This is a genomic window from Streptomyces sp. NPDC047017 (genome assembly GCF_040644175.1).
GTDB lineage: Bacteria > Actinomycetota > Actinomycetes > Streptomycetales > Streptomycetaceae > Streptomyces.
Genome location: NZ_JBEYVW010000006.1, coordinates 78,171 through 91,556, shown reverse-complemented (window position 1 = coordinate 91,556; position 13,386 = coordinate 78,171). Strand labels below are relative to the sequence as shown.

The following is a 13,386-nucleotide window of genomic DNA, read 5'->3' as shown; positions in this document are numbered from 1 at the left end:
CCGGCCGCCCGCCCCGAGCCCTGCCCGGCCGCGAGGCGGTGGGCGCCGCGAGCGGCAGGAGCGGTGCGGCGCCCCGCGCTCACCAGCGCGGGCCGCTCGCCCGTCCGTCCCAGCCGCCGGGGCCCGGCCGTGCCCGCCGCCCGAACAGCAGACCGCGCGGCTCCGGCGGGGGAGGGGTGCCGGGGCGCAGCGGTACCGCGATCAGCATGCCCACGATGAACCCGGCCACATGCGCCGCGTACGCCACGGTGCCCGCCTGGGACACGCCCTCCCCGGCGGAGTAGAACGCCTGGAGCACGAACCAGAACCCCAGCACGATCCAGGCCGGCAGCCGCAGCGGCAGGAAGATCAGGAACGGCACCAGGACCCACACCCGGGCCCTGGGATACAGCACCAGATACGCGCCGAGCACCCCGGCGATCGCCCCCGACGCCCCGATCAGCGGCTGCCCGGAGCCCGCGTTCAGCAGCGCGAAGCCGTATCCGGCCGCGTAGCCGCACACGACGTAGAACAGGGTGAAGCGGATGTGCCCCATCCGGTCCTCGACGTTGTTGCCGAAGATCAGCAGGAACAGCATGTTCCCCAACAGGTGCAGCCAGCTGCCGTGCAGGAACATCGCCGTCAGCACGGACAGCTCGGCGGACTTGCCGTACCCCGGCGGGCCCAGCACGCAGCCCGGCCCGTGCGCGCCCACCCCGACCGCGCCGGTCGGCACCAGCGACGGCATCCGGTGCTGGATCAGCTCGCGCGGGACGAGCGCGTAGTGCTCCGTGAACGCCTGGAGGTGGCACAGCTGGGCGAGCGTGCCGCCGCCCGTCACCGAGCCGGCCAGGCCGGGGGTGGCGAGGAACACGACGACGTTCGCGGCGATCAGGGCGTACGTCACCCAGGGGGTGCGCCGCACCGGGTTCACGTCATGGACGGGGATGACCACAGGGAAGTACTGCCCGCACCGCGCCCGCCGAACCGGCGGGCGCGGCACCGGCAGGGCCGCCGCGGCGCGTCAGGAGGCGCCGTCGCGCACCTTCGCCGCAGCCTTCCGCGCCGCCACCAGGACGGGGTCCCACACCGGTGAGAACGGCGGCGCGTAGCCCAGGTCCAGGCCCGTCATCTGCTCCACGGTCAGGCCGGCCGTCAGCGCCACCGCCGCCACGTCCACCCGCTTGCCGGCGCCCTCCCGGCCCACGATCTGCACGCCCAGCAGGCGGCCGGTGCGGCGCTCGGCGAGCATCTTCACCGTCATGGCGGAGGCGCCCGGGTAGTAGCCCGCCCGGCTCGTCGACTCGATGACGGCCGTCTCGAACCGGAACCCGGCGCGCCGGGCGTCCTTCTCGCGCAGCCCGGTCCGCGCGATCTCCAGGTCGCACACCTTGCTCACCGCGGTCCCGACCACGCCCGGGAAGGTGGCGTAACCGCCGCCCGCGTTGGTGCCGATGACCTGGCCGTGCTTGTTGGCGTGGGTGCCCAGCGGAATGTGCCGCTGCTGCCCGGACACCAGGTCGAGCACCTCGACGCAGTCCCCGCCGGCCCAGATGTTCTCGTGGCCGCGCACCCGCATCGCCCGGTCGGTGAGCAGGCCGCCGTCCGCGCCCAGCGGCAGCCCGGCCGCCCGCGCGAGCGAGGTCTCGGGGCGGACCCCGATGCCCAGCACCACCACGTCCGCCGGGTACTCGGCGTCCTCGGTGGCCACCGCCCGCACCCGGCCGTCCGACCCGGTGAGCACCTTGGTCACGGTGGCCTCGCCGACCATGGTGATGCCCATCCCCACCATGGCGTCCCGCACCAGGCGTCCCATGTCGGGATCGAGCGTGGACATGGGCTCCGTGCCGCGGTTGACGACCGTCACCTCGTAGCCGCGCTTGATCAGGGCCTCGGCCATCTCCACGCCGATGTAGCCCGCCCCGACCACCACCGCCCGCCGCCCGCGCACCCCCTCCAGCGTGGCGATCAGCTCCTCGCCGTCGTCCAGGGTCTGCACGCCGTGCACGCCGGGCGCGTCGACGCCGGGCATGTCGGGGCGCAGCGGCCGCGCCCCGGTCGCGATCACGAGCTTGTCGTACGACGTCCAGGACTCCGTCCCCGCGTCGAGGTCCCGCGCGCGGACCCGGCCCCCGGCCACGTCGATCTCCGTGACCTCGGTGCGCGTCCGCAGATCGATGTCCCGCGCGCGGTGCTCCTCGGGGGTGCGCGCGATCAGCCGGTCGCGGCCGTCCACGTCGCCGCCGACCCAGTAGGGGATGCCGCACGCCGAGTACGAGCTGTGGTGGCCGCGTTCGAACGCCACGATCTCCAGCTCGCCAGGGCCGCGCATCCGGCGCGCCTGCGAGGCCGCGGACATCCCCGCGGCGTCGCCGCCGATCACGACCAGCCGTTCCCGGGCGCCCCGCACGGCGCCGCTGCTTCCGTCCGAATCCATGCCGACACGCTACGGGGCGCCCGCCGCGCCGCGCCCGCCTCCCGGCCACCGGAAGCGGGCCGCGGCCGCGAGTCCCGGGGGCCGGCGGCGGTGTCAGAGGGGTCTGAGAGAGTGGGGGACATGAGCGCAACGGGCACGGGGCAGGACACGACGGGCAGGGGACGGGTCGTCGTCATCGGGGCCGGGATCGCGGGGCTGGCCGCCGCGCACCGGCTGCTGGAGCGCGGGGCGCGGGTGACCGTCCTGGAGGCCGCCGACCGGGTCGGCGGCAAGCTGCTGCCCGGCGAGATCGCCGGCGTCCGCGTCGACCTGGGCGCCGAGTCGATGCTCGCCCGCCGGCCCGAGGGCGTGGCCCTCGCCCGCGCGGTCGGACTCGCGGACGCGCTCCAGCCGCCCGCCACCGCGACCGCCTCGATCTGGACCCGCGGCGCCCTGCGCCCCATGCCCAAGGGCCATGTGATGGGCGTCCCCGGCACCGCCGCCGCGCTCGCCGGAGTGCTCTCCGACGAGGGTCTGGCCCGCATCGGGCGCGACGCCGAACTGCCCCGCACCGAGACCGGCGAGGACGTCGCGGTCGGCGCGTACGTCGCGGCCCGCCTCGGCCGCGAGGTCGTCGACCGGCTGGTCGAGCCGCTGCTCGGCGGGGTCTACGCGGGCGACGCGTACCGCATCTCGATGCGTTCGGCCGTCCCCCAGCTCTTCGAGGCCGCGCAGGCCCACACCTCGCTGACCGAGGCGGTCCGCGGCATCCAGGCCCGCGCCGCCGCCGCGCAGGCGGCCGGCCCCGTCTTCATGGGCCTGCGCGGCGGCGTCGGCCGGCTGCCGCTCGCGGTCGCCGAGTCGGTGCGGGCGCGCGGCGGCGAGATCCTGACCGGCACCCCCGTGGCCGAGCTGCGCCGGGAGGCCCGAGGCGGCTGGCGGGTGGCCGCCGGGGACCGCGTCCTGCACGCCGACGCGGTGGTCCTCGCCACCCCGGCGCCGGTCACCGCCGCGCTGCTGGCCGCGGAGTCCCCGCGGGCCGCCGCCGAGCTGCGGGCGGTCGAGTACGCCTCCATGGCCCTGATCACCCTCGCCTACCGGACCGCCGACACCGCCGCCCTGCCCCAGGGCAGCGGCTTCCTCGTCCCCCCGGTCGACGGACGCACCATCAAGGCGTCGACCTTCGCCTCCCGCAAGTGGGGCTGGATCGCCGAGGAGGACCCGGACGTGACGGTGGTGCGCACCTCGGTGGGGCGGTACGCCGAGACGGAGATCCTGGACCGCGAGGACGCCGACCTCGTCCGGCTGTCCCGGCACGACCTGCGCGAGGCCACCGGCCTGGACGCCGCACCGCTGCGTACCCGCGTCACCCGCTGGACCGACGGCCTGCCCCAGTACCCGGTCGGCCACCACGCGCGCGTGCGCCGCCTCCGCGAGCACGTCGCCGCCCTGCCGGGCCTCGCGGTGTGCGGCGCGGCCTACGACGGAGTGGGCGTCCCGGCGTGCGTCGCCGGCGCCCACGCGGCCGTGGACCAGCTGCGCGGCGACCTCGGCGCCGTGCGGGAACTCACCGCCCACCCGGTGCAGAGCCCGCACGGCGGAGCGGGAGAATAGCCCCATGAGTGACGACGCCTCCACCACCGAGCCCGGCAGGATCCCGAACAAGGGCAAGCTGGCCAAGGACCTCAACGAGGTCATCCGCTACACGCTCTGGTCCGTCTTCAAGCTGAAGGACACGCTCCCCGAGGACCGGGCGGGCCACGCCGACGAGGTCCAGGAGCTGTTCGACCAGCTCGCCGCCAAGGACGTGACCGTCCGCGGCACGTACGACCTCTCGGGCCTGCGCGCCGACGCCGACCTGATGATCTGGTGGCACGCGGAGACCAGCGACCAGCTCCAGGAGGCGTACAACCTCTTCCGCCGCACCAGGCTCGGCCGCGCCCTGGAGCCGGTCTGGTCGAACATGGCGCTGCACCGCCCCGCCGAGTTCAACCGCTCGCACATCCCGGCGTTCCTCGCCGACGAGACGCCCCGCGACTACGTCAGCGTCTACCCGTTCGTGCGCTCCTACGACTGGTACCTGCTGCCCGACGAGGACCGCCGCCGCATGCTCGCCGACCACGGCAAGATGGCCCGCGGCTACCCGGACGTGCGCGCCAACACCGTCGCCTCGTTCTCCCTCGGCGACTACGAGTGGATCCTCGCCTTCGAGGCCGACGAGCTGCACCGCATCGTCGACCTCATGCGCCACCTGCGCGCCTCGGAGGCCCGCCGGCACGTCCGCGAGGAGGTGCCCTTCTTCACCGGTCGGCGCAAGGAGATCGCGGATCTGGTCGCCGGGCTCGCCTGATCACTTCCCGGCCGCCGGCCGGCCGGCCGTCTCCTCCAGGGCGGCGCGCAGCTGCCGCGCGCGCAGCTCCTGGAAGGTCGGCCGGTCCGGCCGCGGCTCGGCGTGCGGGGCGCAGGCCGCGTGCCGGTCCGGCAGGCGGCCCTGGAGCAGATAGGCGTCCACGTACGCGTTGACGCACGCGTTCGGCCCGTACGCGACGCCGTGCGTGCCCGCGTCCCGCTCGGTCACCAGCGCCGCGCCGGACAGCCGCCGGCGCAGCTCCAGCGCGCCCTCGTAAGGGGTGGCCGCGTCCCGTTCGGCGGCCAGGATCAGCGGGGGCGGCAGCTCGCCCGGCCCGGTGCGCACGTCCAGCGGCCGCTGCCGGGGCGCCGGCCAGTAGGCGCAGGGCAGGTTCGCCCACGCGTTGCTCCAGGTCTCGAACGGCGCCCGGCGCGCCAGCCGGGTGTTGTCGCGGTCCCAGGTCCGGAAGTCGGTCGGCCAGGGCGCGTCGTTGCACTCGACGGCCGTGTAGACGGCGGCGCTGTTCTCCGCCTCGGCGGCCCCCTCCCGGTACGGCGCGGCCAGCGCGACCAGCGGCTTGTCATCGCCTTTCAGATACGCCGACAGGGCCGCGGCGCCGAGCGGCCAGGCGTCGTCGTAGTACCCGGCGTTCAGGAACGCGCCCTGCAACTGCCCCGGCCCCACCGAGCCGCCCGCCGGCTTCGCGGCCAGCCGCCGCCGCGCCGTCTCGTAGGCCCCCTGCACCGCCTTCGCCGTCCGCCCGAGCCGGTACGCGTCGTGGTGCCGGGCGACCCAGTCACGGAAGTCCGCCCAGCGGCTCTCGAACGCCGCCGACTGGTCGAGGTTGTCGCGGTACCAGACGCGGTCCGGGTCCGGGTTCACCGCCGAGTCCAGCACCATCCGCCGCACGTGCGAGGGGAACAGCGTCGCGTACAGCGCGCCGAAGTAGGTGCCGTAGGAGGCGCCCAGATACGTCAGCCGGTCCTCGCCGAGCGCCGCGCGCAGCACGTCCAGGTCCCGGGCGTTGTTCAGGGAGGTGTAGAAGCGCAGGCCGGCCCCCGAGCGCCGGGCGCACCCCTGGGCGTAGGCCCGGGCCGCGGCGATCCGCTGCTTCTTGTACGCCGGTGAGGGGTGCGTCGGCGCGGGGGTGGGCGCCTTGAAGAAGTCCTTCGGGTCCTCGCAGGACAGGGGGGCCGAGCGGCCCACGCCGCGCGGGGCGTAGCCGACGAGGTCGTAGGCGGCCGCCACCGGCTTCCACTCGGGCAGCAGCCCGATCAGCGGGAAGGACATCCCGTCGCCGCCCGGACCCCCCGGATCGAACACCAGCGCGCCCTGCCGCGGCACCCTGCGCTTGCTGTTGCGCGGGTCCCGCTGGGTGGCCCGGACCCGGCTCACGGTCAGCTCGATGTGCCGGCCCTCGGGGCGGGCGTAGTCCAGGGGCACGGACACCGTGCCGCACTCCATGGTGGCGGGCGCCTCGGGCACGCCCGGGCAGGCGCCGAAGTCGATGCCGGCCACCCGGGCCCGGGCGGCGGCCCGCACGGTGCCGCGCAGCTCCGCGGTGCCGCCGGGAAGCTGGAGATCCGCCGGGGCGCCGACGGACGGTGCGGCGGCGAGCGCGGTCAGGACCAAGGACCCGGCGACCGTGCGGACGGCGGCTGCTCTCATGGCGTATCCCTTCGGCGCACGGTCGCTTCACCGCGCGGCGGCGGCCCGCCGCGGGGCGGCGGGGCGGCACGGCGGCGGCACAAGGGATGTTTCGTGCGCCTCCGGGCGAAGGCAAGCACCGCGGGGCCGGTGTCGGCGCGGATGCGCCCGATGCGCCCCGAGCGGGCGCCTGCTCCGGCCGGGCGCTCCGGCACCGCCCCTTTGGGTGAACCGGTCGGTCCCCCCCGGCCGGGACCGGTCGGTCCCCCTCCGGCCGGGACCGGTCAGCCCCCCGCCAGGACCGGTCAGCCCCCCGTGTGGGACTGTCGGTTCCCCGTGTGGACCGGTCAGTCCCGCCAGGGCTGGTCGCGGTGGGTGAAGGCCGCGCGCAGTCCCGGTTCGCCGATGGCCCGGATGCCGCGGACGGCCACGGAGGCCAGGAAGGTGCGCTCGTCACCGGCGCCCCGGACCCGCCCGGCCAGTGAGCCGAGCAGCCGCTGCCCGGCCGGCGAGGCCCAGCGCGAGTACGGGTGGATCTCGGCCCGGGCGATGGCCAGGCAGCTCACGGTGAGCGTCAGCGGCAGCGCGAACCAGAGGGCGATCAGGCCGCGCGGCATCCCGGTCGGACCGGGCAGCAGCAGCGCGGTCGCGCCCAGCACCAGCACGGCCAGCGAGGCGGCCCGCACCCGGCGGACCCCGGCCGCGACCGACGCACCCGACCCCTCTGGCACGGCCAGCCCCGCGCTCACCAGCCGGTCGGCCAGCCCCCGCACCGGGTCCGCGGCGGCCGCGGCGGCCCGCACCGGAGCGATCCGGGACTGCCCCTCGGGCCCGATGGCCCCGATGACGGACCGCTCCATCTCGTCCCGGCCGCGCGGGTCGACGACGGTGGCCCAGCCGGTGTGCGCGAGCAGCAGCCGGCGCTGGCGGGCCATGGCGACGAGGGTGACGTCCGCGACCCGCGCGGGACCGCCGGACAGGAAGGCCGCCTCGTACAGCGTCAGATCGTGCTCCGGGTCCGCGGTCGTCGCGCGGCCGCCCACGGCCGCCGCGCGGACGGCGGCCAGGCACAGCCGCGCGCACGCCACACCGGCGACGACCCAGGCGAGAAGGAGAAAGAGGACCCAGAACATGACGTCGTTCTATGCCAACGACCCGGGAAACTCCATGCCTTATCCACATACCGGACGGAGGGTCGCCGGTATGTGACGTTCCGTTTGTCTTTCGAGGTCAGGGCTCCCGTGTCGGCGGCGGCGGGGACGGCACGGCGTCGTCGACGAGTCCGGTGGCCTCCAGGGACTCCAGGTCGTCCAGCGCGGTGGTGTCCGCCTCGGCGGCCAGCGCGCGCACCAGCGCGTTGCGCGTGCTCGCGCGCACCTCGGCGGCCGACGGGAGCGCCTTGCCCTCGGCGTTCCGGGCGAGGCCGGTGAACGTGCGGTCGTAGTCGCCGGGCCGCGCCGAGCCCAGGCCGTCGAGCCACCGCTGCTGCTCGGCGGTGGGCTCGTCGGGCAGCCGCAGGCCGAGCCGGGCGGCCACGTCGCGCACCCGCCGGTCCAGCGAGGTGTGCCCCTGCACGAGCTGCCGGCCGGCCGCCCGTACGGCGTCGGTGGTGCCCTTCTCCTGCGCCTGCTGTGCGGCGGGCAGCTCCCACAGGTCGGCGAGCCGGGTCCCGGTGAGGAAGTCCCGGTCGGCCCCGGACAGCGCCCCGTACGGGGCCGCCACGGCCCGGGTGCCCGGCGCGCTCGCCGGGGCGGCGGGCCGGTGGGCGTACAGCCACAGCGGGACGACCAGGGCCGCGACGGTCCCGGCCAGCGCCGCGACGATGACACCGGTCCCGCTGAGGACGCCGCGCCCCTTGACGGGGGGCCGTGGCCGCATGGTGCCTCCTGTCGCGGCACCGCGCGTCAGTGCTCGTCGGGTGGGGTGAGGGTGGTGTGGCATCGTACTGCGGCGCCGGGCGAACAGGGAGATAAGGGGTGGGCGAAGGCCCCGGGAGCAGGGTGTGAGAACAGTCACACCGAGGCCGTGCGCATGGGCGTACACCAGGCCGTACCCGAGCCGGAGGCCGCCCACCGGCACGGCGGCGGCCTCAGCGGCGCAGCAGCACCCGGCGGGCCGCCCGGGCCGCCCGTACCGCAGGTCTGCCGGACCTCGGCGCGGGCCCGGACCGCTCCCGCCACCACCCGCGCAGTTCCCGCCGGGCCGCCGCGTCCGCCGGCCGGGCGGCGAGCAGCAGCGACTCGACGAACTCCATGGCGTCACGCCGGTAGCCCCCGCGCATCGGGTGCCGCCGGGCGTACGCGAGGAACGCGGGCCGGTACTCCGCACCGAGGATCACCGGCAGCTCCGGCGCCACCTTGGCCACCACGTCCGCCCGCTTCGAGGCCAGCGCCCTGGCCTGCACCGCGAGCCGCCCCCGGTCGAAGCCCTCCGGCGCGGGGGTGCCGGCCACGAGCGAGGACAGCAGCGCGGTCTGCGCGAGGGCCAGCGGGCGGCGGTCGGGCCCGGGTCCGGCCGCCACGGGGACCGGCGTCGGCGCGGGCGTCCGGCCGGCCGGGGCGGCGGTACGGCCGTCCGGGGCGGTACGGCCGTCCGCCCGCCCCCCGGTGGCCGTACGGCCCCGCTCCACCGCCCTGCGGATCGCGTCCAGCTCCCCTTCCAGCTCGGCCGGCCCGGGGAAGTTCTCGTCCCGCTCCAGCAGCACCCCCGGCGGGGACACCCGGGAGGCGAGGCCGGCCAGGATGTCCAGGACCGGCCGGGGCACCGGGTGCGCGTGGCTGTCGTGCCAGACGCCGTCCCGCTCGTAGCCGCCCGCCACATGGACGTAGGCGAGGGCCTCCAGCGGCAGCCAGGCCAGCGCCTCGGCCGGGTCCTCGCCCTGGTTGACGTGGTTCGTGTGCAGGTTGGCCACGTCGATCAGCAGCCGTACGCCGGTGCGGTCGGCCAGCTCGTACAGGAACTGCGCCTCGGTCAGCTCCTCGTCCGGCCAGGACAGCAGGGCCGCGATGTTCTCCACGGCCAGCGGCACCGGCAGGGCCTCCTGCGCGACGCGGATGTTCTCGCACAGCACGCCGAGGGCGTCGCGGGTGCGCGGCACGGGCAGCAGATGCCCCGCCTCGATGCGGTCCGAGGCGGTCAGCGGGCCGCCCGCCCGCACGAACGCGATGTGCTCGGTCACCAGCGGCGAGCCCAGCGCCAGCGCCCGCTCGGCGAGCGCCCGCAACCGGTCCTCGTCCGGCCGTTCCGCCCCGCCCAGGCCGAGCGAGACCCCGTGCGGTACGACGGTCACGCCGCGCTCCCGCAGCCGGGCCAGCGAGTCCGGCAGATGCCCGGGACACACGTTCTCGGCCACCACCTCGACCCAGTCGACGCCCGGCATGCGCTCCACGGCGTCCGCGATCTCCGGCCGCCAGCCGATCCCCGTCCCCAGCCGCTCCATCGTTTCCCCGTCCCCCTCCAGCCGGACCCCCCGGTGCGTCAGGGGTATGGCCCGGGCGCCGGGCCGCGAACCGCGCCCGCCGCCCTCTCAGAGGAACATTTGAGGTTCGGCCCTACGGCCGGTGCGGCACCGGGAGGGCGGCGACCCGGTCGACGCCCTCGACCGCCACGGTCGGCCCGGGGGCGATCTCGGTGAACCCCGCGTCGCGGACCACCGGCAGGCCGTCGGTGCCGGTGAGGCGGTCCCAGTGGTCCGGGGCGGCGGTGCGGACGGACAGCGGGAAACCGGCCGCGCGCCAGGCGGCGCGCCGCGCGTCCGACAGGTCCCACCAGGCGAGCTGGGCGCCGTGGCCGACCTGGGCCATGGACTTGCCGGCGGTCATCTCCAGCCGCGGATTGAGCCACAGCACCGGGGCGCCGGGACCGGGGGCGGCGGGCGGCTCGGGGTCGTCCAGTTCGGTGCCGGAGACCTGCAGCTTGGCGAGATCCTTGGGCCAGCCGTCCAGGGGGATCGGCGGGAAGACCCGTACCTCGGCGCTCCCGCCGGTGACCGTGATGCCGTCCAGCGCCTCGGCCCGCCGCCACTCCGCGCCACGCGCCCGCCGCACCACCTTGCGGATCCGGGCGTCCTGCCAGTCCCGCACCGCCCGCGCCCACGCGCCGTCGCCGAGGGCGCGGTCGTCGCAGAGCAGCACCAGCACCGCGCGGGCCGCCGTCTCCAGCGCGTCGGTGCGGGCCGGGGGTGCGGCCCGCTCGATCCGGACGACCAGCGGCAGCACATACTGCGGGGCAAGGTCGCGGTCGCCGGGCTCGGCGCGGAACGGGCTCTCGGGGACAGGCGTCTTGTGGGTCACGGGACCCAGTGTGCCAAGGGCGGCGTGGACGAGAGGACGGCCCCTGTGCGAGGCGATCTGCGACTGGACGGAGTCGGCCGCCGCTACGGGCCGCGCGGCCCGTGGGTGCTGCGGGGCGTGGACCTGACGATCGCGCCCGGCACCCTGACCCGCGTCGAGGGCGCCAACGGCACCGGCAAGTCCACGCTGCTGCGCCTGCTGGCCGGGATCGACGCGCCCACCGAGGGCCGGATCACCGGTCGGCCGCGCACCGGGTTCGTGCCCGAACGCTTCCCGGCCGCGCTGCCGTTCACCGCCGCCGGCTATCTCGCCCACCTCGGCGCCGTGCACGGCCTGCCCCGGCCGGCCGCCGCCCGCGCCGCGGCCCGGTGGCTGGAGCGCTTCGGGGCCGCCGGATACGCCAGTACGCCCATGACCCGGCTGTCCAAGGGGAGCAGCCAGAAGGTCGCCGTGGCGCAGGCCCTGCTCGCCGCGCCGGAACTGCTCGTGCTGGACGAGGCCTTCACCGGGCTGGACGGCCCCGCCCGGGCCGAGCTGGAACGCGCGGTGGCCGAGCGGCGGGCGCAGGGCGGGGCCGTCGTGTTCGTCGACCACGACCCGCAGCGCCTCGCCGGTGCGTCCCGCGCGGTCCACACGGTCCGCGACGGCACCCTGGAGCGGCGCGGCGGCGAGGACACCGCCGTGCCGTCCGGACCGTATGTCGTCGTGGAGGCGCAGGGACCGCCGGACGGGCGGCCGCCCGAGGCCGCGCTGCGCTGCGCGGCCTCGGCCGAGGAGGCCGGACCGGGCGTGTACCGGCTCGCCGTGCCCGCCGCCCGCTCCGACACCGTCCTGCGCGCCCTGCTGGACGCCCGGCCGCCGTGGCACGTGGTCCGCGTCGGCCCCGGCCCGCACCCCGGAGGGGCCCGATGACCGCCCTGATCCGCTACCAGGCCGCGCTGCTGGTCCGCTCGCAGCGCTGGCTGCCGCCGTTCATCCTGTACGCGGCCGTGCTGGCCGTCGGGGTGCGCAGCGGCGAGCCGGTGCTCGACTCGCTCGGTTACGCGGCCGCGTTCCTGCTGCCCGTCGCCGCCTGGCTGGTGCGGGTGTGCGTCACCGGCGAGCCGCCGGCCGCCCGCGCCTGCGTCGCCGCCACGGCCGGCCCGGCCCGGGCGCACCTGGCCTGTGTGCTGGTGGCGCTGGGCACGGCGGTGACCCTGGGCACGGCCGCCACCGCCGTGGTCGCGCTGGTCAGCGACCCGGCCGACACCGGTCACCGCGTCCGGGTACCGCTGCTCCCGGCGACCGGCGCGGGGCTGCTCGCCATGCTGACCTGCGCCCTGCTCGGCACGGCCGTCGGCGCGGTCACCAACCGGCCGGTGCTGCTGACGCGGGGCCGCGCGGTGCCCGCGATGCTGCTGGCGGCCGTACTGACCATGGTCGCCGGCGGTTCTCCGGCCCGGGCGGCCGTCAGCGGCCTGGTCACCGGCTCGCACTCGGGCCGCGTCCCGCTGCCGCTGCTGCCGCCGGCCGCGGCGGCCCTGGTCGCGGCGGCGGCGATCGCGGCGAGCTGCGCGCTCACCGCCCGCAGATCACCCTGAGCAGGCCGTGCGCTGCGCCTCCTGCCATTCGCAGACGGGGCAGAGGGTGATCCCCTTGTGGGTCGGCGGATACTCCGTCGGCTCGCGGCACAGCACGCACTCCGCGTACGGCGGGGCGGCTCCGGCCGGGCGGTCGTCGCGGGTGTCGTCCTGGCTCATGACCCCAGCGTAGGACGGGCCCCGGCGCGCCCGGCCGGAACCGGCCGCCGGGTCAGGAGCGGCCGGTCGTCGCCGCGATCATGTCGGAGACCTTCACGAACCGGTAGCCCCGCTTGCGCAGCTCCGGCACGACCGTGCGCACCACCTGCTCGGTGGTCGGGGCGGCGCTGCGGGTGCAGTGCATGACCACGACCGAGCCGGGCTTCACGCCGTCCAGCACCTGCCGGGCCACCGCGCCCGCGTCCGTGGCGAACGCGTCGCCGCTGACCACGTCCCACTGGATCGCGGTGAGACCGAGCGGGCTGAGCGTGCGCAGCACCTGGTTGTCGTAACAGCCTCCGGGGAAGCGGAGGTAGGGCATCGGATGCGGGACACGCGCCTTGGCGAACGCCGTGTACGCGCGCTCCACGTCGGAGCGGACCTCGTCCTCGGAGACGGTCGGCAGGCCGTAGCAGTCGCCGGTGAACGCGTAGTGGCTGTAGGAGTGGTTGGCGAGTTCGAACTGGGGGTCGGTGCCGATGGAGCGGGCCTCGTCCGGGTAGGTCTCGGCCCACTTGCCGGTCATGAACACCGTGGCGGGCACCTTGAGGGAGCGGAGCGTGGCGATGAGCTGCGGATTGTCGAACCGCTCGCCCGAGGCGGCCCGCCGCCCCTCGTCGGCGGTCATGTCGGCGTCGAAGGTGAACGCGACGATCTTGCCCTTGTCCCGCGGCCCGTTGGTGAACACGGGCGTCAGGCCGCCGGGGCCCGGGGTGAGGACCGGCGGCTTGGAGGGGGCGGTCGCGGACGGCTCGGCCGCGGACGGGGACGTGGCGCCGGCCGGGTGCCCGGTGCGGGCGGCCTGCGGGGTGCCGGTTCCGGTGCCGCAGGCGGCGAGCGTGGTGAGCGCGGCGCCCAGGGCGCAGGCTGCGGTGATACGTCGTACAAATGGGATCACCCTACGAACGTAGGTGATCACCAGTC

The 13,386-nt window shown here is 76.4% G+C and carries 13 protein-coding genes; 4 read left to right on the top strand and 9 right to left on the bottom strand.

Features of this window, described 5'->3' with window-relative positions; genetic code table 11:
- Positions 1-79: 79 nt before the first annotated feature.
- Both ABZ858_RS12305 and ABZ858_RS12300 read right to left on the bottom strand, forming a co-directional pair.
- Entirely contained in the window at positions 80-934 is an 855-nt protein-coding gene (locus tag ABZ858_RS12305) for a rhomboid family intramembrane serine protease (protein WP_361375490.1), read from the bottom strand.
- Positions 935-1,003: 69 nt separating this feature from the next.
- Complete coding sequence (locus ABZ858_RS12300; protein ID WP_361375488.1) at positions 1,004-2,416, bottom strand: FAD-dependent oxidoreductase; 1,413 nt, start codon at positions 2,414-2,416, stop codon at positions 1,004-1,006.
- Positions 2,417-2,536: 120 nt separating this feature from the next.
- On the opposite strand from ABZ858_RS12300, the gene hemG reads away from it, so the two are divergent.
- Together hemG and hemQ are read left to right on the top strand one after the other, a co-directional pair.
- Positions 2,537-4,009: a protoporphyrinogen oxidase gene (hemG, locus tag ABZ858_RS12295; RefSeq protein ID WP_361375486.1), complete on the top strand. Its 1,473-nt coding sequence runs from the start codon at positions 2,537-2,539 to the stop codon at positions 4,007-4,009.
- A gap of 4 nt (positions 4,010-4,013) precedes the next feature.
- Entirely contained in the window at positions 4,014-4,745 is a 732-nt protein-coding gene (hemQ, locus tag ABZ858_RS12290; RefSeq protein WP_361375484.1) for a hydrogen peroxide-dependent heme synthase, read from the top strand.
- On the opposite strand, the gene ABZ858_RS12285 is transcribed toward hemQ, so the two are convergent.
- The 5 genes from ABZ858_RS12285 to ABZ858_RS12265 all read right to left on the bottom strand — a co-directional run bounded on the left by ABZ858_RS12285 (position 4,746) and on the right by ABZ858_RS12265 (position 10,684).
- The gene (locus ABZ858_RS12285) at positions 4,746-6,413 is read right to left on the bottom strand and encodes an alpha/beta hydrolase (RefSeq protein ID WP_361375482.1); all 1,668 of its coding nucleotides are present in this window, start codon (positions 6,411-6,413) and stop codon (positions 4,746-4,748) included.
- 326 nt (positions 6,414-6,739) lie between these two features.
- Positions 6,740-7,525, bottom strand: coding sequence for a TIGR04222 domain-containing membrane protein (locus ABZ858_RS12280; RefSeq protein ID WP_361375480.1), 786 nt, complete (start codon positions 7,523-7,525; stop codon positions 6,740-6,742).
- 97 nt (positions 7,526-7,622) lie between these two features.
- The gene (locus ABZ858_RS12275) at positions 7,623-8,270 is read right to left on the bottom strand and encodes a DUF4142 domain-containing protein (protein WP_361375478.1); all 648 of its coding nucleotides are present in this window, start codon (positions 8,268-8,270) and stop codon (positions 7,623-7,625) included.
- 211 nt (positions 8,271-8,481) lie between these two features.
- On the bottom strand, positions 8,482-9,831 hold the full coding sequence (locus tag ABZ858_RS12270; protein WP_361375476.1) for a DUF692 family multinuclear iron-containing protein: 1,350 nt from the start codon (positions 9,829-9,831) through the stop codon (positions 8,482-8,484).
- Between the two features lie 112 nt (positions 9,832-9,943).
- On the bottom strand, positions 9,944-10,684 hold the full coding sequence (locus ABZ858_RS12265; protein ID WP_361375474.1) for a peptidyl-tRNA hydrolase: 741 nt from the start codon (positions 10,682-10,684) through the stop codon (positions 9,944-9,946).
- Positions 10,685-10,729: 45 nt separating this feature from the next.
- Between ABZ858_RS12265 and ABZ858_RS12260 the strand changes: the two genes are divergently transcribed.
- Positions 10,730-11,596 carry an ATP-binding cassette domain-containing protein gene (locus ABZ858_RS12260; protein WP_361375472.1) on the top strand — a complete coding sequence of 289 codons (867 nt, stop codon included), beginning with the start codon at positions 10,730-10,732 and terminating at the stop codon, positions 11,594-11,596.
- Positions 11,593-12,264, top strand: coding sequence for an ABC transporter (locus tag ABZ858_RS12255; RefSeq protein WP_361375470.1), 672 nt, complete (start codon positions 11,593-11,595; stop codon positions 12,262-12,264). Before ABZ858_RS12260 ends, ABZ858_RS12255 begins: the two co-directional genes overlap by 4 nt.
- Here ABZ858_RS12255 and ABZ858_RS12250 read toward each other — a convergent pair.
- Both ABZ858_RS12250 and ABZ858_RS12245 read right to left on the bottom strand, forming a co-directional pair.
- Positions 12,256-12,423 carry a hypothetical protein gene (locus ABZ858_RS12250; protein ID WP_361375468.1) on the bottom strand — a complete coding sequence of 56 codons (168 nt, stop codon included), beginning with the start codon at positions 12,421-12,423 and terminating at the stop codon, positions 12,256-12,258. The genes ABZ858_RS12255 and ABZ858_RS12250 overlap by 9 nt on opposite strands.
- A gap of 52 nt (positions 12,424-12,475) precedes the next feature.
- Complete coding sequence (locus tag ABZ858_RS12245; RefSeq protein WP_361375466.1) at positions 12,476-13,360, bottom strand: polysaccharide deacetylase family protein; 885 nt, start codon at positions 13,358-13,360, stop codon at positions 12,476-12,478.
- Between the last annotated feature and the right edge of the window lie 26 nt (positions 13,361-13,386).